This window comes from Stenotrophomonas maltophilia group sp. P373 (genome assembly GCF_053295075.1).
Genome location: NZ_CM129994.1, coordinates 2,768,813 through 2,787,266, shown reverse-complemented (window position 1 = coordinate 2,787,266; position 18,454 = coordinate 2,768,813). Strand labels below are relative to the sequence as shown.

General features: G+C 66.5%; 15 protein-coding genes. 3 read left to right on the top strand and 12 right to left on the bottom strand.

The features are described from left to right. Window positions 1-38: 38 nt before the first annotated feature. The gene (locus ACSYHF_RS12995) at window positions 39-5,015 is read left to right on the top strand and encodes an NAD-glutamate dehydrogenase (protein ID WP_111176098.1); all 4,977 of its coding nucleotides are present in this window, start codon (window positions 39-41) and stop codon (window positions 5,013-5,015) included. Between the two features lie 116 nt (window positions 5,016-5,131). On the opposite strand, the gene ACSYHF_RS12990 is transcribed toward ACSYHF_RS12995, so the two are convergent. Beyond that, window positions 5,132-6,976, bottom strand: a complete 1,845-nt coding sequence (locus ACSYHF_RS12990) for a hypothetical protein (RefSeq protein WP_447575709.1) — start codon at window positions 6,974-6,976, stop codon at window positions 5,132-5,134. A gap of 492 nt (window positions 6,977-7,468) precedes the next feature. Here ACSYHF_RS12990 and ACSYHF_RS12985 point away from each other — a divergent pair, with 492 nt between their 5' ends. Continuing rightward, window positions 7,469-8,242, top strand: coding sequence for an NAD kinase (locus tag ACSYHF_RS12985; RefSeq protein WP_005417415.1), 774 nt, complete (start codon window positions 7,469-7,471; stop codon window positions 8,240-8,242). 47 nt (window positions 8,243-8,289) lie between these two features. After that, window positions 8,290-9,234 (top strand): 5'-nucleotidase, encoded by a 945-nt coding sequence (locus tag ACSYHF_RS12980; RefSeq protein WP_005417414.1) that lies wholly within the window; start codon window positions 8,290-8,292, stop codon window positions 9,232-9,234. A 126-nt stretch (window positions 9,235-9,360) separates the two neighbouring features. Here the strand turns inward: ACSYHF_RS12980 and ACSYHF_RS12975 are convergent, their stop codons facing one another. The 11 genes from ACSYHF_RS12975 to ACSYHF_RS12925 all read right to left on the bottom strand — a co-directional run bounded on the left by ACSYHF_RS12975 (window position 9,361) and on the right by ACSYHF_RS12925 (window position 18,429). After that, complete coding sequence (locus ACSYHF_RS12975) at window positions 9,361-9,912, bottom strand: DUF2939 domain-containing protein (RefSeq protein WP_095379107.1); 552 nt, start codon at window positions 9,910-9,912, stop codon at window positions 9,361-9,363. A gap of 42 nt (window positions 9,913-9,954) precedes the next feature. Further along, window positions 9,955-10,947, bottom strand: coding sequence for an aldo/keto reductase (locus ACSYHF_RS12970; RefSeq protein WP_005417412.1), 993 nt, complete (start codon window positions 10,945-10,947; stop codon window positions 9,955-9,957). Next, complete coding sequence (locus ACSYHF_RS12965) at window positions 10,947-11,633, bottom strand: DUF2461 domain-containing protein (RefSeq protein ID WP_447575708.1); 687 nt, start codon at window positions 11,631-11,633, stop codon at window positions 10,947-10,949. The genes ACSYHF_RS12970 and ACSYHF_RS12965 overlap by 1 nt, the downstream gene beginning before the upstream one ends. After that, window positions 11,630-13,069 carry an exodeoxyribonuclease I gene (sbcB, locus tag ACSYHF_RS12960; protein WP_262233493.1) on the bottom strand — a complete coding sequence of 480 codons (1,440 nt, stop codon included), beginning with the start codon at window positions 13,067-13,069 and terminating at the stop codon, window positions 11,630-11,632. The genes ACSYHF_RS12965 and sbcB overlap by 4 nt, the downstream gene beginning before the upstream one ends. Continuing rightward, window positions 13,069-14,436 carry an FAD-dependent oxidoreductase gene (locus ACSYHF_RS12955; RefSeq protein WP_111127397.1) on the bottom strand — a complete coding sequence of 456 codons (1,368 nt, stop codon included), beginning with the start codon at window positions 14,434-14,436 and terminating at the stop codon, window positions 13,069-13,071. Before ACSYHF_RS12955 ends, sbcB begins: the two co-directional genes overlap by 1 nt. Before the next feature lie 31 nt (window positions 14,437-14,467). Next, the gene (gene kynU / locus ACSYHF_RS12950) at window positions 14,468-15,742 is read right to left on the bottom strand and encodes a kynureninase (RefSeq protein WP_329887659.1); all 1,275 of its coding nucleotides are present in this window, start codon (window positions 15,740-15,742) and stop codon (window positions 14,468-14,470) included. Between the two features lie 138 nt (window positions 15,743-15,880). Beyond that, complete coding sequence (locus ACSYHF_RS12945; RefSeq protein WP_197598589.1) at window positions 15,881-16,408, bottom strand: 3-hydroxyanthranilate 3,4-dioxygenase; 528 nt, start codon at window positions 16,406-16,408, stop codon at window positions 15,881-15,883. A 20-nt stretch (window positions 16,409-16,428) separates the two neighbouring features. Then, complete coding sequence (can, locus tag ACSYHF_RS12940) at window positions 16,429-17,091, bottom strand: carbonate dehydratase (protein ID WP_005417406.1); 663 nt, start codon at window positions 17,089-17,091, stop codon at window positions 16,429-16,431. 72 nt (window positions 17,092-17,163) lie between these two features. After that, complete coding sequence (locus ACSYHF_RS12935; RefSeq protein WP_065178617.1) at window positions 17,164-17,802, bottom strand: FMN-binding negative transcriptional regulator; 639 nt, start codon at window positions 17,800-17,802, stop codon at window positions 17,164-17,166. A 7-nt stretch (window positions 17,803-17,809) separates the two neighbouring features. Next, window positions 17,810-18,124, bottom strand: coding sequence for a hypothetical protein (locus ACSYHF_RS12930; protein ID WP_005417404.1), 315 nt, complete (start codon window positions 18,122-18,124; stop codon window positions 17,810-17,812). A gap of 5 nt (window positions 18,125-18,129) precedes the next feature. After that, window positions 18,130-18,429: a hypothetical protein gene (locus ACSYHF_RS12925; RefSeq protein WP_005417403.1), complete on the bottom strand. Its 300-nt coding sequence runs from the start codon at window positions 18,427-18,429 to the stop codon at window positions 18,130-18,132. Window positions 18,430-18,454: the final 25 nt, after the last annotated feature.

The window sequence follows — 18,454 nt, the reverse complement described above, 5'->3', positions numbered from 1 at the left end:
ATTTCATTTTCCCAACTGAGCAAGCGCATCGCTCTGCCATGAAACCGCAAAAAACCGCAGCCAAGACCGTGAAAAACAAGACGAAACCAGCAGAGTCGGAGGTCGCAGTGACCGCTGGTTTCTCCCTGGAGCCGGTGTACACGGCCTTGCGCAAGCGCTACCCCGCGGCCGCACAGGCCGAAGCAGTGGCCTTCGCCACTGACTTCTACAAGCGCATGGAGTCGGACGAGTTCCCGCACCACAGCGCTGAAGAGTGGGCCGCTCTCGCGGCTGAGACGCTGGAATTCGCCCGGGCCCGCAAGGCTGGCAAGGCCAACGTCCGCGTGTTCAATCCGACCGCGAAGGCCAACGGTTGGGAATCGCCGCATACCGTGCTGCAGATCGTCAACGACGACATGCCGTTCCTGGTCGATACCGTCACCATGTCGCTGGCCGAGCAGGGCGTGGGCGTCCACGTGCTGGGCCACCCGGTACTGCGTTTCACCCGCGACAAGGCCGGCAAGCTGGTCAAGGTCGGCGAAGGTGATGCCGAGTCGGTGATGCTGCTGGAAATCGACCGCCAGCCGGCCGATGCGATGGCCGCCATCGAGCAGGCCATCAACAAGGCGCTGGATGAAGTGCGTGCAATCGTGCGCGACTGGCAGCCGATGAAGGACAAGGCGCTGGCACTGGCCGACGACCTGGGCAGCCGCCAGCTGCCCGTCGACGACGCGTCGCGCAAGGAAGCACAGGAGTTCCTGCGCTGGGCCGCTGACAACCACTTCACCTTCTTCGGCTACCGCGAGTACCGCGTCGAGAAGCAGGGCAAGGAAGAGGTGCTGGCGCCGCTGAACGACACCGGCCTGGGCCTGATGCGCGGCAAGGACAAGTCCGCCGCCCGTCCGGTCAAGACGCTGGCCGCGCAGGGCCTGAATACCACGTCAGGTTTGAAGGATGCGCTGATCCTGACCAAGACCAATGCCCGTTCGCGCGTGCACCGCGCCGGCTACATGGACTACATCGGCGTGCTGGAGTTCGACGCCAAGGGCAAGATCATCGGCGAGCAGCGTTTCCTCGGCCTGTTCACCTCCAGCGCCTACAACCGTCGCCCGTGGGAAATCCCGCTGGTGCGCCAGCGCCACGAGCATGTGATGAAGCAGTCCGGGCTGGCCCCGGCCAGCCACAGTGGCAAGGCCCTGCGCCATATCCTGGAAACCCTGCCGCGCGAAGAACTGTTCCAGTCCAGCGAGGACGAGCTGTTCCGCACCGCGATGGGCGTGCTGGGCCTGCAGGAACGCGTGCGCAGCCGCCTGTTCCTGCGCCGTGACAAGTACAGCCGTTTCATCTCCGCGCTGGTCTACCTGCCGCGCGAGCGCTTCAACACCGACGTGCGCCTGCGCATCGAAGCGATGCTCAAGGACGCGCTGCACGGCGAGTTCGTCGACAGCTCGGTGGTGCTGGGCGAATCGCCGCTGGCGCAGGTTCACCTGATCGTGCGCCCGAAGCCGGGTGAAATGCTCGACGTCGATACCGCCGAACTGGAGCAGAAGCTGGCCCAGGTGCTGCGCAACTGGCAGGACGACCTGCGCGAAGCGCTGGTGAGCCGCCACGGCGAGACCGAAGGCCTGCGCATCGCCGCCCGCATCGGCAAGGCGCTGCCGGCCGGCTACATCGAAGACAACAGCACCGCCGTTGCCGCCAACGATGTCAGCCAGCTCGACGCGCTGACCGGCCCGGACGACCTGCGCCTGAGCCTGCAGGCCGTGCCGCGCGAAAGCGGCGATGGCCTGCGCCTGAAGCTGTATCGCCAGCTGGATGACATCCCGCTGTCGGACGCGCTGCCGATGATGGAAAACATGGGCCTGCGCGTGATCGCCGAGCGTCCGTACCGCCTGTCGGTCGACAACGCGCCGGTGTACGTGCAGGACTTCGAGGTCGAGTCGACCGCTGGCGTGATCGATGCCGCCAGTGTCGATGAAGCCTTTGGCGAGACCTTCGCCCGCGTCTGGCACGGCGACGCCGAGAACGACGGCTTCAACCGCCTGGTGCTGGCTGCTGGCCTGCACTGGCGCCAGGTCGCCATGCTGCGTGGCTACTGCAAGTACCTGCTGCAGACCGGCGTGCCGTTCTCGCAGGCCTACGTGGAAGGCACCTTCGCGCGTTACCCGCTGCTGGCCCGCCTGCTGGTCGAACTGTTCGAGGCCCGCTTCGATCCGGCTACCGGCCATGAGAGCAAGGACGACATCGCGGCCGGTCAGGCCCAGCTGAAGGCCCACTTCGATGTGCTGGCCGCTGGCGACGATGCCACCCTGAAGGTGCTCAAGAGCGTGGTCGATGCCCGCAAGGGGGACCGCGACGCGCAGATGCAGGCCGCTCGCGATGCACTGCTGAAGCTGATGGATCGCGTGTCCAGCCTGGACGAGGACCGCATCCTGCGCTCGTTCATGGGCGTGATCGACGCGACCCTGCGTACCAGCTACTACCAGACCGATGCCAACGGCCAGCACGGCCATGTCATCAGCTTCAAGTTCGATTCGGCGCTGGTGCCGGACCTGCCGAAGCCGCGCCCGTACCGCGAGATCTTCGTGTACGGCCCGCGCGTGGAAGGTACCCACCTGCGCTTCGGCGCGGTTGCGCGTGGCGGCCTGCGCTGGTCGGATCGTCGCGAAGACTTCCGTACCGAAGTGCTGGGCCTGGTCAAGGCACAGATGGTCAAGAACACTGTCATCGTGCCGGTCGGCGCGAAGGGCGGCTTCTTCGCCAAGACCCCGCCGGTGAACGGCGACCGCGATGCGATCTTCGCCAACGGCGTGGCCTGCTACAAGCTGTTCATCCAGGGCCTGCTGGACATCACCGACAACATCGTCAACAACAAGATCGTGCCGCCGGTGGATGTCGTGCGCCACGACATGGACGATCCGTACCTGGTGGTGGCCGCCGACAAGGGCACTGCGACCTTCTCCGACATCGCCAACGGCCTGGCCATCGCGCACGGCTTCTGGATGGGCGATGCATTCGCCTCCGGTGGTTCGGTCGGCTACGACCACAAGGGCATGGGCATCACCGCGCGCGGCGCGTGGGAATCGGTCAAGCGCCACTTCCGTGCGCTGGGCCGCGACAGCCAGAGCCAGGACTTCACTGCGGTTGGCGTCGGCGATATGTCCGGCGACGTGTTCGGCAACGGCATGCTGCTGTCTCGCCACATCCGCCTGGTCGCTGCGTTCGACCACCGCCACATCTTCCTGGACCCGAATCCGGATGCGGCCACGTCGTTCATCGAGCGTGAGCGCCTGTTCACCCTGCCGCGTTCGAGCTGGGCGGACTACGACACCAAGCTGATCAGCAAGGGCGGCGGCGTGTACCCGCGCAGCCTGAAGTCGATCGAGATCACCCCGCAGGTGCGCGAAGCGCTGGGCCTGGACGAGAACGTCAAGGCGCTGTCGCCGAACGATCTGATGAGCGCGATCCTGAAGGCACCGGTCGACCTGCTGTGGAATGGCGGCATCGGTACCTACGTCAAGGCCGCCAGCGAGCAGCACAGCGATGTCGGCGATCGCGCCAACAACGCGCTGCGCGTGAACGGTGGCGAGCTGCGCTGCAAGGTGGTGGGCGAGGGCGGCAACCTGGGCATGACCCAGCTGGGCCGCATCGAGGCTGCCCAGGCCGGCGTGCTGCTCAACACCGACTTCATCGACAACTCGGCCGGCGTCGATACCTCCGACCACGAAGTCAACATCAAGATCCTGCTCAACGATGTGGTGCGGGCCAAGAAGCTGACCGTCGAGCAGCGCAACAAGCTGCTTGCGTCGATGACCGATGAGGTCGCCGAGCTGGTGCTCAACGACAACTACCGCCAGAACCAGGCGCTGAGCCTGATGGAGCGGATGGCAGTCAAGCGCCTGGGGTCCAAGCAGCACTTCATCCGCACCTTGGAACAGCAGGGCCTGCTTGATCGCCAGATCGAGTTCCTGCCGTCCGATGCCGAGCTCTCGCAGCGCAAGGCACGCGGCCAGGGCCTGACCCGTCCGGAGCTGTCGGTGCTGCTGTCCTATTCCAAGCTGGTGGCGTTCAACCAGCTGCTGGATTCGGACATTCCGGAAGATCCGTACCTGTCCAAGGAGCTGCAGCGCTACTTCCCGACCCCGCTGCAGAAGAAGTACGCCGACGCGATGGAGCGTCACCGCCTGAAGCGCGAAATCATCGCCACGGCCGTGACCAACCAGACCATCAACCGCATGGGCGCCACCTTCCTGATGCGCATGCAGGAAGACACCGGCCGTTCCATCGCCGAGGTCGCCAAGGCCTACACCATCAGCCGCGAAACGCTGGATGCGCGCGCGTTGTGGGCACAGATCGACGCGCTCGACGGCAAGGTGCCGGAGTCGGTGCAGATCGACGCCCTGGAAGTGATCTGGAAGCTGCAGCGCTCGTTCGTGCGTTGGCTGCTGTCGCGCCCGGGCGCGATGCCGGGCATCACCGAAGCGGTCAACCGCTACCAGGGACCGTTCAACGACATCCGCGTCGCTTCGGGCGTGCTGCCGGATTCGCAGCGTCCGACCTACGAAGCCCTGGTGGCCGAGTGGAAGGAAAAGGGCCTGCCGTCTGCACTGGCACAACAGCTGGCCGAACTGCACTTCCTGGAACCGGCGTTCGACATCATCGAACTGGCCCGCACCCGCAAGCTGAAGCCGGTGGACGTGTCCAAGGTCCACTTCCGCCTGGGCGATGCCCTGCAGCTGCCGTGGCTGTTCGAGCAGGTCGACGCGCTGGAAGTCAACGGTCGTTGGCACGCGGTGGCGCGTGGCGTGCTGCGTGATGAGCTTGCAGCCAACCACCGCAACCTGGCCGGGCAGGTGCTGGGCACCAAGGGCAGCAGTGCCGAGGCCAAGGTCGCTGCCTGGATGGGCCGCGATGACAACAGCCTGCGCTTCACCCTGGCGATGCTGGCCGAACTGGCCGAGCAGAAGACCCTGGACTACCCGACCGTCTCGGTCGCGGTGCAGCGCCTGGGCCAGCTGGCCGCGCATGGTGCGTAAGTGACGTAGTGCCGGGCCGTGCCCGGCGTGCGTGGAGAAAAGGAACGGCCCCGCGAAAGCGGGGCCGTTCTGTATCCGGGGCCGCTGGCCGCCGATGGCTGCCAGCAATCAGTCCATCAACGCGCGTGGCCGTAGCGGGCGACTTCGGCGGCGACACCGTTCATGTGCTGCACTTCGTCGCGCTGGCCGGGGTTGATGGCGCGGTTGCCATCGTCCACGAAGCGCAACGGCGTCGGGTACAGCGGCAGCTTGTTGCCGGCGCCGATGACCGGAACGCCCTGCATGCCATTGACCTTCATGCCCAGTGCCTTGCCCATTTCCTCACGAAGCATGTCGGTGGAGCAGAGCAGGTTCATTGCCACCGCAAACTGCTTGCGCGGCTTGGAGTGGTGGACGCCGTTGCAGCCGGTGGCCACACCACCGAAGTACACGCCGTCCGCCCCGCTGTCGCTGATCACCTGCGGTGCATGATTGGCAATCCACTCGGGGATGGCATAGGTCGGCAGGTAGTACGGCACGGTGATATCACGCACTGCCGCTTCACGGAAGCGGAACGTCGCTCCCGAGTTGTCGAGCGCCTGGTTGGTCTTCGCCAGGCTTTCGCGCATCAACTCCAAGGCCATGTCCTTCGAACCGATCTCGCCGAGCTGGCCGGAAACGGCAAACACCACGTCGACAGTGGTCGTTTCACGAATCCACTTGTAGTCCCTGAGGCGATAGGACACCTGCTCGCCCGGCAGTACCTTGTCCGACAGGCCGGGCCCGATGACCGTGGTCGTCCTAGGTGCCGGGTAAGGATGGGTGCCGGTGACATTCTCCACAACCAGTCGCGTCAGGCGCTGGAACGCATCGGGCAGTGTGACCGTGCCGCCGCCCGTGGTCACCCAGGTGAGCAGTGCGGCTGCGTTGTCGACCTTGCCACCACGAGACTTGTCAACGTCGACGCGCGACACCGGATAGCGAAGTGCGTGCCAATGGCCGGAACCGGAGCCGCCGTCGTCGACGTACATGAACTCGAACTCTTCGCCGGGGTTGGTCCAGACGTGGGCCTCGCGGTCAAAGATGTTGTCATCCTTGATCTTCAGTCCCCAGCTCGGATCGATCACTTTCGAATCAGCGACCTTGAACATGCGGCGATCACGGTCCGACGGGCTATCGGGGAAATTCAGATAGTAGCCCCGGAAGTTCTCGTTGGTGGCCGTGACCAGTGTGCGTGCCGTACTCGTCTTTCGCGATGCGTCATTCGGAAGTACGGGGCGATAGGTTGCATGATTCAGTTTCCACACGCGGAAGAAGGGATCAAAGGCGTAGTGGTGCACGTCACCCGACTCGATCCGCAGGTTCGAGCGCGGGAACTGCGTATCGGCTGCGATGACCGAGCTCGGCCACGTTGCCGTGTGCCGAATGGTAACCGTGTCATAGGAGTGTGCGCCGTCGGGCAGGCCCACCTGGCCGACATGCTGCCCATCACGGAGATTGAGTACCGTTGCGAGCTTGCGTCCGTTTGAAGGAATGCGCCAGCGCGCTTCGTTCGGGCCATTGATCTCGCGCAGGTGCTTCGGGGACAGGCGCCAGGCCATGCTCATCCTGTTGCTGACGGCCAGGTTCTGGCCGGCGGGCAACATCACCTTTCTGACCTCTGAGGGCAGATGGGTGAATACACCGTCGACCTCCAGATGGCGGGGCGATGTCGCCAGGTTGGCCAGATAGATGGAACGCTCGGACAACGACAGCGAGGTGGGCAGCCGCACCCGGTCCTGCCAGTCATCATTGCGTAGCGTGAAGTACAGATTCGTATAGTTGCCCGGCAGCAGCTCGCGGTAGGCGTTTGATGCCGGGCTCAGGAAGCCGATATGGGCCTTTGCCGCTGCGGTTTGCTGAGAAGTGGCTGCGTCTTGGGCAAGACTGGCCCAGGACGGCAGTAGTGCCGCCAACGCAAGGCTGAGGTGCTTGAAGTTCATGTGTCCTCTCTCTCTGAAGGGTGGAGCGCAATCAGCCGCGGAACGGCGAGTACGCTGCTGCATGGTCGGTGCAGTACCGGACGGGAGCTATCGGACGTTGTCGGTAAACGATGCGAGCGGCCTTCGATGTGTTGGATTTTTTACAGAGTCACCTCGAGCAGATGGAAACCTCCGCGACGTTGTTCGCGTGTGCCAAGCGGTCACGGCTGCCCGCAAAAGTGCGGCTTCCGTCATCCACGATGTAGTTGGTATCGGACCCAACGCGATTGTTTCCCCGCACATCCAGGGAGCGAAGGAACAATCAGCCTTGGGCGTAGGCCGGTTCTGGAGGGCTGTGGCCGCCGTCGCCCAGGCGTTCTACTTGGTGGCGTGCAGAGGAGGGCATCGCTTGGGAATCGGAAGTCAGACAGGCAGCATTGGAATCGGCAACCTCAGTTGCGTTGGAGCAGTGGCGAGGTATGCTCTATCCACACTTCCAGGGCCCCACGCCTGATGAGCGACACCCCCCGCATCGCTTTCCTGGCCAGCACCGCCGAACCTGCACAGATGGCCCGCGCGGCGATGATCTCGCGTTATGGCGATCACGCGCCCGAGCAGGCCGACGTGCTGTGCCCGCTGGGTGGCGACGGTTTCATGCTGCAGACCCTGCACCGGCACGGGCACCTGGGCAAGCCGGTGTTCGGCATGAAGCTGGGCACCGTTGGCTTCCTGATGAACCAGTACCGCGGCGACGATGACGTGCAGGCCCGCATTGCGCGTGCCGAACCGGCCAACCTGCGCCCACTGGAAATGGTGGCGCTGACCGAGTCCGGGACCAGCACCGGCTCGCTGGCGTACAACGATGTCTCGCTCCTTCGCCAGACCCGGCAGGCGGCCCATATCGGCATCGACCTCAACGGCCAGGAGCGGGTGGCCGAGCTGATCGGTGACGGCGTGCTGGTGGCCACCCCGGCCGGCAGTACCGCCTACAATTATTCCGCGCACGGCCCGGTGTTGCCGCTGGGGTCGCATACCATCGCGCTGACGCCGCTGGCTCCGTATCGGCCGCGACGCTGGCGCGGGGCGATCCTCAAGGCCGACACCGAAGTGCGCTTCCGCGTGCTCGATCCCTACAAGCGTCCGGTCAGCGTCACCGCTGATTCGCACGAGACCCGCGATGTGGTCGAGGTTACCATCCGCGAGTCGAGGGACCGTCGTGTGACCCTGCTGTTCGACCCGGAGCACAACCTGGAAGACCGGATCCTGAGCGAACAGTTCGTTTTTTGAGGACAATGGGCGGCCGGCCCCGCCGACCGCTTGAAGGACCCCCACCGATGGGCGACAACTCCCCCCGTTTGCTGACCGTCGCGGTCACCTCGCGCGCGCTGTTCGACCTCGAGGAAAGCCACGCGCTGTTCGAGAGCGATGGCGTGGCGGCCTATGCCGAGTTCCAGCGCCAACATGAGGACGACATCCTCGGTCCCGGCGTGGCCTTTCCCGTAGTGCGCAAGCTGCTGGCACTGAACCAGGGCGCCAGCCCGGAGAACCCGCGGGTCGAGGTGATCCTGCTGTCGCGCAATTCGGCCGATACCGGCCTGCGTATCTTCAACTCGATCCAGCATTACGGCCTGGGCATCATCCGTGCGACGTTCACCGCTGGCGAGCCGACCTGGCCGTATGTGAAGCCGTTCGGCACCGACCTGTTCCTGTCGGCCAACCCGGAATCGGTGCGCAGTGCGCTGCGCCATGGCATCGCGGCGGCGACCATCCTGCCCAAACCACCGGGCGAGACCGCTGCGGCAGCGGCCGACCAGATCGATACCGGTCGCCCGGCCGGCCAGCTGCGCATTGCCTTCGACGGTGACGCAGTGATCTTCGGTGACGAGAGTGAGCGCATTTCGCGCGAGCAGGGCGTGGAAGCCTTTGGCCGCCACGAACGCGAACGCGCCCGCGAGCCACTCAGTGGCGGCCCCTTCCGCGGCTTCCTGTCGGCCCTGCACACGCTGCAGGAAGTGTTCCCGGCTGGCGACAGCGCGCCGATCCGTACCGCACTGGTGACCGCGCGGTCGGCCCCGGCGCACGAGCGGGTGATCCGTACCCTGCGGGAGTGGGGCGTGCGCCTGGACGAAGCACTGTTCCTCGGCGGCCGGCACAAGGGGCCGTTCCTGCAGGCCTTCGGTGCCGACATCTTCTTCGATGATTCGCAGCACAACATCGACAGCGCCCGCGAGCATGTAGCCGCCGGCCACGTACCGCACGGCGTCGCCAACGAGGGCTGAGCCCGGTAGCTGCCAACCCTGGTTGGCATCGCGGCGCAGCCGCGCCCACCAAGGTGGGCGTCTACCAGAGCGGGGTATGAGGCGGCGCAGCGCCGGGCCATGTCCGGCGAGCGCAGCGGCATGGGGCTACGGGCTGCCCGACATCCCCAACTGCAGGTCCACCACTTTCCAGCGCAGGCCCTGCGGCTCCAGCACCACCTTCATCGGTGGCTGGCCGGGGCCGCGATCCACATCGATCACGAAGCGGTCCAGCGCTTCGAAATGATGTTCGGCATTCTTCAACGGCCGCGCCGGTTCAGTTGCGCCGAAGGCGTCGCCACCCTGCAGTTCATTGCGGCCACGCTTCCACAGCACGTGGCCCTGCAGCATCGCGCCGATCCCGGTCGGGGTCACCAGGGTGTCCACCGCGGCCCCCCCGAGCTGGTCGCCGAGGCCGTAGAGGAGGGCACCGAACGGGCTGGCCGCCACGTCTGGGCCGGCCTGGCGCACCAGGTAGTCATTGAGCTGCGCGCGCAGGCTGCTGCGCACGCGCGGGAAATCGACGTAGCGCTCCAGGCGCGCAGTGTCGCGCTGCTCGATGGCCTTGGACAGGCCATTGACGGTCAGGTACGGGCCGCCGAACCACCAGGCCGCCAAGGCCAGGACCAGCAGCACAAGCAGTGCGGTGAGCTTCTTCATGCCGGACAGACTGCCGCAACGGCGGCAGTGCCGGGTGAAGACTCACTGACTGGGCGAACCACGGCCATCACCGAAGGCATCGACCAGCCGTTGGCGTTCCGCCGGAGTCAGCGCCTCCAGCCGCGTCGCCAGCACTTCGTCCAGGCTGCGGGTGCGGGTGGTGCCGAGGATGCCGCTGGCAACGCCGGGATGGCCCAGCGCATAGGCGAAGGCGGTCTGGGCCGGGCGCTGGCTGTGGATCGTGGCCACCGCGCGCCGCATCTGGCGGGCACTGCGCATCAGCTGGCGGCTGCTGGGCTTCAGCCACGCGCGCGCCAGATACCAGCCATCGGCCAGCCGTGGCAGGCGCGCACGCGCGGGCAGCAGGTGTCCTTGCGCCAGCACGGTGCCGGCCAGCACGCCGATGCCCACTGCCTGCAGCCGATCGATAAGCGGTTCTCGGTCCTGCTGCAGGGCGTTGTAGTCCAGCAGTACCACATCGAAGGCGTCCGGATGGGCGATCATCCAGCGCAGGGTCGAGGCCGAGTGGGTGTTGATGCCGGTGTACCGGATCAACCCACGTTCGCGCAGGCGCTGCAGTGCCGCCAGCAGGTCGTCACTGATGTCGTGTTCGCTGGCGCCATGCAGCTGGTAGACATCAAGATGGTCCAGGCCGAGGTTGCGCAGCGACGCCTCGCAGCTGGCGGTGATGGCCGCGGGCGAGAAGTTGCGTTGCTCGGCGCCGCTGATGCCGGCCTGGCCGGTCAGCGTGCCGCCCTTGCTTGAGATCACCAGTGAATCGCGCGGGTACTGCTTCAGCAACGGGCGCAGGATGCGGCCCAGGCGCGGCTCGGCATGGAAGCCGGAATAGTTGTGACCGGTATCGAGCAGGTTCACCCCGTGGGCAAGCGCATGTTCGACCACAGCAGCCGCCTCATGCTCGGGGAAGCGGCGATGACCCCAGAAGCCGGAGCAGCCCAATCCGATCGGTGAAACGGCCAGGCTGGTGCGGCCGAGCACGCGCCGCTGGCGGGCCAGCGGAAGATTCTGCGACATCAGAATTCCAGGTCCAGCGCAGCGCACAGGTAGTCGACGAACGGGCCGAGCGCGGCCAGGTCCTTGCCCAGCGTGGACAGCAGGCGTGGGCCGGTCATCGTGGCGTCGTCCAGCGAGCGCCACATCACCCAGTTGCGGTGCTTGAGGTCGTCGATGAACTCGAAGTCGGCCGGGAAGCCACGAGGGGGGCGCACCAGCTTCTCGCTCTCCTCGAAATCGAAGCGCTTGCGCAGGGCCGGCGCGTGCGAGGCGGCCTTCCAGCTGCCCGGGTTGTCGAGGATGAAATGGCGCACGCGGCGCTGGGTTTCCGGTTCCGGATGCCACAGGCCGGCGCCGACGAAGCTCTCGCCGGGTTGCAGGTGCACATAGAAGGACGGCGCGGCCACCTCTCGGCGGCGCTCATGGAACAGGCGCGCACCCTGCCACGTCTTGTACGGTGACTTGTCGTTGGAAAAGCGCGCGTCACGGTGGATGCGGAACAGCGAGCCACCGACGCCGCGGGTATCGGCGCGGAAGTGCTCGCTGACCTCGGCCAGTGCCGGCTGCAGGTCGCCCAGCAGGCGCAGGAACGGCTGCCGGACGTGGTCTTCATACTGCTGGCGGTGGTCGTTGAACCAGGTCTTGTCGTTGTGCCGCGCCAGGCTGCGCAGGAACTTGAAACTGGCGTCCGAGAAATAGGTGCTCACAGCGTCTCCTGCAGGTGCTGGCCCCAGTCGCGCAACGATTGCAGCAGGGCCTGGCGCCGCGCGTCGCCGGGCGCTTCGGCGGCCAGTGCATCAAGCTGTTGCCGGTACTGGGGCAGGTTGAGTTCGCCCAGGCCGCCGTCGCCGAGCAGGCGCTGGCGGCGGTAATCCTGCCAACGCTGGTGTTCAGCCGGCGCGAGGCTGCCGGGATGGTTGCGTGCGCGGTAGCGGAACAGCAGCTCTGGAAGGCGCGGGTCGCGGAAGCGGCCTTCCAGCGCGGCCAGCTGCTCCGGCGCGGTGGTGCGTGCCAGCGCGAGCAGCGGCTTGTCGCCGTTGCCGAGGAATCCGTCGTACAGCGAGGCATCGACATCGGCCACGGTCGCGACGCGGGGCTGGTTGTAGACCTGGCGTGCCTTCTCGGCCAGCTGTGGAGCGAACGCGCGCAGCCGTTCCACCTTGGCCTCGATCGCGGCCACGTCCAGGCCGAGGCGCGCATGGTCGTCGGCGCGCAGGTGGTTCCATGCGATCAGTGCCGGCACCTTGTTCAGGTGTACTTCCTTCAGCGGCACGCGTGTCACGCCTTCGGGCAGCTCGCTGGCCCGCATGTACAGGCGCTGTGCGATCACCTCGGCCGGCAGCTCCAGCAGGTCGTCGATCTCGCCTTCCAGGTCGAACACGATCACCCGGTTGTTGATGGTCGGGTGTACGGCCAAGGGCAGAACCGGTGCGGCGCAAAGGCGGCTGGCAGGGTAGCGCATGGAAATGTGCAGGACCGGCTTCATCGCGGCCACGTCCAGCAGGCCGCCGACGAAGCGCTTGTCGCGCAGCTTCAGTGCGTACTCCCACAGGCGCGGCTGCGACTGCTTGAACAGCCGAGCCATGCCGATGGTGGCGCGCACGTCTGACAGCGCTTCGTGCGCATCGCCTTCGCGCACGTTGTTGGCCTCGGCCAGGTGCTCGAGCTTGAACGAGGTGGCGCCGTCTTCGCGCAGCGGCCACCGGATGCCGTCCGGGCGCATCGCGCGCATCAGCCGCAGCATGTCCAGCAGGTCCCAGCGTGAATTGCCATTGCGCCACTCGCGCTCGTAGGGATCGTGGAAGTTGCGGAACAACCCGTAGCGGACGAACTCATCGTCGAAGCGCAGGGTGTTGTAGCCAAGTGCGCAGGTGCCGGGGCGCGACAGCTGCTCGTTGATGCGGTCGAAGGCTTCGGCCTCGCTGATGCCCTCGGCCAGGGCCTGCTGCGGGGTGATGCCGGTGACCAGGGTGGCCATCGGCGAGGGCAGCAGGTCGTCTGCCGGGCGCACGAAGAAGCTGACCGGCGTGTCGATCTGGTTGAGGTCGGCATCGGTGCGGATCGCGGCGAACTGCGAGATGCGCGTGCGCCGCGGGTCCTGGCCGAAGGTTTCCAGGTCGTAGAACAGGAAGCTGTCTGCCATCAGTGCGCGCCCTCCAGGACCGGCAACTGCGCGTGGACCTGCGTTTCCAGTGCGGCCCAGTCGATGTTGTCCAGTGAATCGTGACCGGCGGTGGCTGCAACCAGCAGGTCGCGCTGCAGTTCGGTGCGGCGCAGCGCCTCGGCGTAGGGCGTGTGCAGGAAGGTGACCATCGTGTAATGCGGCACGAAGCGGGTCGGCCAGCGCCGCTGCAGTTCCTGCTCCAGCTCGCGTTGCAGCAGGAATGCAGGGTCGGCCACGCGGTCGCGCATCTCCAGGTAGTTCTCAAGCGCCATCTGCTGGATGGCACGTGCATTCGGTTTGCGCTCGGCTTCGAACGCGGCGAACGCGCTTTCCAGGTCATCGGCCTCCATCAGCTGGCGGGCCAGTGCAACGCAGTCCTCGAATGCGCAGTTCATGCCCTGGCCGTGGAACGGCACCATCGCATGCGCGGCGTCACCGATCAGTACGGCGCGGCCCTGCTGATGCCAGCGTTCCAGGGTGAGCGTGCCGAGCAGGCCCGGCGGGTGTTGTTCCCAGTCCTTGCGCAGGTTGGGAATCAGCGGCAGGGTGTCGGCGAACTCGCGCGCGAACAGCGCCTCGGCCTGCGCGCCGGTGTTGACCGTGGCAAAGCTGGGATCGCCCTGGTTGGGCAGGAACAGGGTGACCGTGAAAGTGCCTTCGTGGTTGGGCAACGCGATGCACATGTAGTGGCCGCGCGGCCAGATGTGCAGCGCATTGCGCTCGATGCGGAAGCCGCCGTCGGCGGCCGGCGGGATCTCCAGTTCCTTGTACGAATGGTCAAGGAAGGCGATGTCCTCGCCCAGCGGCGCACGACGGTTCATCGCCGCGCGCAGTGCCGAGCCCGCGCCGTCGGCACCGATCAGGGTGTCAAAACGGATGTCGTGCGGGCTGTCGTCACGGTCATCGATGAAACGCGCGTAGCCCGCATCGAAATCCACGGTGTGCAGGCGGCGATGGAAGTGCACGGTGGCACCGGCCTGTTCGGCCAGTTCCAGCAGCGTGGTGTTCAGATCGCTGCGATGGATCGACCAGATCACCTCGCTGTCGTCGCGGCCATAGCGCTGCAGCTGCGGTTCGCCGTCGCGTGGATGCACCATGCGCCCGCGCATCATCACCGCGCGCGCCATCACCTCGTCTTCCACGCCGGCCTGGCGCAGTGCATTGCGCCCGCGCTCGGCCAACGCCAGGTTGATCGAACGACCGCTCTCGTAGTCGGCAATGCGGGGATCGCCACGGCGTTCGTACAGGGTGATGCGCCAGCCTTGCCGTGACAGCAGGATGGCCAGCAGGGACCCGGCAAGGCCGGCACCGATAATGCTCAACGAGCGGGAGGCGTGTGCGATCAACGAACTGTCCAGCAGCAGGGGAGGGGTCGGCTTACAGGCCGGCCCAGGCTTCCACTTCCTCGACGAAATGGTGCACGTCCAGGTAGCGGTTGTAGAGCGGGGTGGGCGAGATGCGGATCACGTCAGGCTCGCGCCAGTCGCCGAGCACGCCGATGCCGCGCAGGTGCTCGAACAGTGCACGGCCACGCTCGCGGCCACCGATCACGCGCAGCGACAACTGGCAGCCGCGGCGCTGCGGATCGGCCGGGGTAATGATGTCCAGCACCTGCGGCAGGCGTGCGCGGACCAGTGTTTCGAGCAGGCCGGTCAGCGCCAGCGATTTGCTGCGCAGCGCCTCCATGCCGGCACGCTCGAACAGGTCCAGCGAGGCACGCAGTGGTGCCAGGCCGAGGATCGGCGGATTGCTCAACTGCCAGCCTTCGGCACCGATGGCGGGGGTGAACTGGGGCGCCATCTGGAAGCGGGTCGATTCCTCATGGCCCCACCAGCCGGCAAAGCGCGGCAGGGTGGTGTCGCGATGGTGGCGCTCGTGCACGAACGCGCCGGCCACCGCGCCCGGGCCGCTGTTGAGGTATTTGTAGTGGCACCACACGGCGAAATCGGGCGCCACCTCATGCAGGCGCAGCGGCAGGTTGCCAACCGAGTGCGCCAGGTCGAAGCCGATGCGTGCGCCCTGCAGGCGTGCGGCGCGCGTGATCGCATCGAGGTCGAAGGCCTGGCCGGTGCGGTACTGCACGCCGGGCCACAGCACCAGCGCCAGGCGCGGGCCGTGCTCGGCGATGGCGCGTTCGATCGCGGCCAGCGAAATCGTGCCGTTGGCTTCGTCCGGCTGCACTTCCACCAGACACTCGGCCGGGTCGAAACCATGGAAGCGGATCTGAGCTTCCACCGCGTGGCGGTCGGTCGGGAATGCGCCGGCTTCCATCAGGATCACCGGGCGCTGCGTGGTCGGCCGGTAGAAGCTGACCATCATCAGGTGCAGGTTCACGCTCAGCGTGTTCATCGCTACCACCTCGCTGGGCAGTGCGCCGACCACTCGGGCCAGCTGCGCGCTCACCAGGCGGTGGTATGACAGCCACTGCGTCGGGCCGGTGAAGTGGCCTTCCACCGCCAGTTCGCCCCATTGTTTCATCACTTCCTGCACCGCTGCCTGCGCACCGCGCGGCTGCAGGCCCAGCGAGTTGCCGACGAAGTAGGTCTGCTCGCCGCCTCCATGGCGCGGAATCAGGAATTCGCCACGCAGCGGGCGCAGCGGATCGGCGGCGTCCAGGGCGATGGCGTGGGTGCGGCTGAGCAGGTCGGACATGGTCGGGCAACAGGCTGCAACGGGACCGCCAGTGTAGCGCTTGGCGGCGTGCCTGCCGCCGAACCTGTAGAGCCGAGCCCATGCTCGGCTGCCGGGCCACGAAGCCGAGCATGGGCTCGGCTCTACAGGGGCAGGTGCTCAGCCCGCCGCCGCCGCCGGCACCGGCAGCGGATCCACGTGCCCGCACTGGCTGCAGGTACGCAGTTCCAGGCTGGCGTGATAGCGCGCAAACACCTTGGGCAGGTCGGTTTCGATGTTCTGCAGCGGGAAATACTCTTCGTGCAGCTTGTGGTTGCAGCGCTCGCAGTGCCAGATCACGCCGTCCATCTCATGCGGCAGCCGCTTGCGCTCGACCACCAGGCCGATGCCCCCGGGCGGGCGCCGCGGCGAGTGCGGCACCTTCGCCGGCAACAGGAAGATCTCGCCGGCGCGGATCGGAATGTCGCGTACCGCGCCGTCCTCCTGCACCTTCAGCACCATCTCGCCTTCGAGCTGGTAGAACCACTCGGGGCCTTCGTCGTAGTGGTAGTCGGTACGCGAGTTCGGCCCGCCGACCACCATCACGATGAAATCGCCGTTGTCGATCATCTTGTTGCCCACCGGCGGCTTCAGCAGGTGGCGGTTCTCTTCGATCCAGGCGTGCAGGTTGATCGGTGGAGCGAGCATGGTGGTCATCCGTGTGGGGATCAGTCGCGACGGCCCTTGCGCGGCACGAAGGACAGCGCTTTTTCATACGCTGGCTGCAGCTCTTCCAGCGAACCGACGTCGATGCCCATTTCACGCACGCGTCCGTCTTTCAGGCTGTAGACCCAGCCGTGCACCATCAGCTTCTGGCCGCGGGCCCAGGCATCCAGCACGATGGTCGAGCGGCAGAGGTTGGCGACCTGCTCGATCACGTTCAGCTCGCACAGCCGGGCGTGCTTGAGTTCGTCGTCTTCGATGGCGTCGAGGATGCCCTGGTGCTTCTGCACCACGTCACCGACATGGCGCAGCCAGTTGTCGGCCAGGCCGACGCGGGTGTTGTGCAGGCAGGCATGCACGCCGCCGCAGCCGTAGTGGCCGACGATCAGGATGTGCTTGACCTTCAGCTGGTCCACCGCGTACTGCACCACGCTCAGGCAGTTGAGGTCGGTGTGGGCGACCACGTTGGCGACGTTGCGGTGCACGAACACTTCGCCCGGCGCCATGCCGATGATCTGGTTGGCCGGCACGCGCGAATCGGAGCAGCCGATCCACAGGTACTCGGGATGCTGCTGCTTGGCCAGCTGGTGGAAGAAGTCGGGGTCCTCCTTCTCGATGCGGTCGGCCCAGTCGCGGTTGTTCTGCAGCAGCTTGTGGATGTCTTTCATGTTCGGGTCCCTGGCGTCGGGTGGGGGCGCACCGCAGCCATCCAGCTGCGACGTCGCGGGAATCGGGGGTGTTCAGCCGCTGCGGGCGGCCTGTTCGCGGTGCCAGCGCATCCACTGCGCCAACTCGGTGGAGGAAGGGGTGCCCAGCTGTTCCAGTTCGGCGATCACGGCGCGCTGGTTGGCGTCGGGATGGTTCTGGCTCAGCTTCAGCTTCAGCTGCACGTGTTCGACCTGGAAACGGAAGCCGACGATGGCACGCAGTTCCGGGCCATGTTCGGCACGCGTGGCATCGAACTGCCAGGCCTGGCCGACGCTGGCTTCGAAGTGGTCGCTGATCGCGCCGACCAGCCCGGCCAGCGCATCGGTGTCGTCGAAGGTGTGCAACTGGCCACGCAGCTCGGCGGCGGCGTAGTTCCAGGTCGGCACCCGTGCGGCAGGCTCCTTGTCCGGATACCAGCTGGCCGAGACGTAGCCGTGTGGTCCGTCGACCAGCACCTTGGCCGCACCGCCGTGGCGCGACTGCGGGTTGGCGCGGGCCCAGTGCCCGCGCAGCTCGATGCGCTCGCCCTCGCGCCGGTACAGCACCGGCATCCGGGTCAGCTCCGGCAGGCCATCGCTGCCGGGGGTGAGCACAGTGACGAATGGATCACGCGCCAGCAGGCGGTCCAGCCAGAGCAGGTCGGTCTCGGCGAAGGCGCGTGGAGTGAACATGCCTGGATCAGGCGCGCGCGCCCAGCGACTGGATCATGCGGCCGCGCAGGCCTTCGTCGTTGTCGGCCTGCGGCGGCTGCACTTCGTGCAGGCTGAAGCCACGCACCAGCGCGTCTTCCTCGTCCAGACCGTCATACTCGACGAATTCGGCGTCGAACAGCTGCGAACGGGCGGTGTCTTCGCTGTCATAGCTCAGCGTGTTGCCGTCGCTGTCGAGCACCTCAGCGGTGCCGGCCGGGCGAACGCGCAGGCGCGCCCAGATCAGGGTGTTGCCGAGGCTGGCCAGCCACCAGCTGTCGCGCGAGGCGGAAATGTCATTCATGGGGGTTACCAGAGCGAGGCCAGCCAGAGCAGGGCGGCCATGCCCAGTCCGGCCAGCAGGGTCAGCAGCGATACCCAGGCCGGCGTCGCCAGCCCGGACAGCGAGCGGTCCGGCTGCTGGCGATAGTCGCGGCGCAACAGCCAGGCCAGGGCATCGGGCTTGAGGAAGGCGCCGCTGCCGAAGCGCTCGGCGAGCGCCGGATGGCGGTCGCGAACGTGCACCAGGGTCAGCGGCCAGAAGATCACGAAGGCACTGAACCCGGCCACTGCAACGCCGACGAAACACAGGGCGAAGAACAGGGTCATGGGAGCCGTACCTCCGTGGACGTGT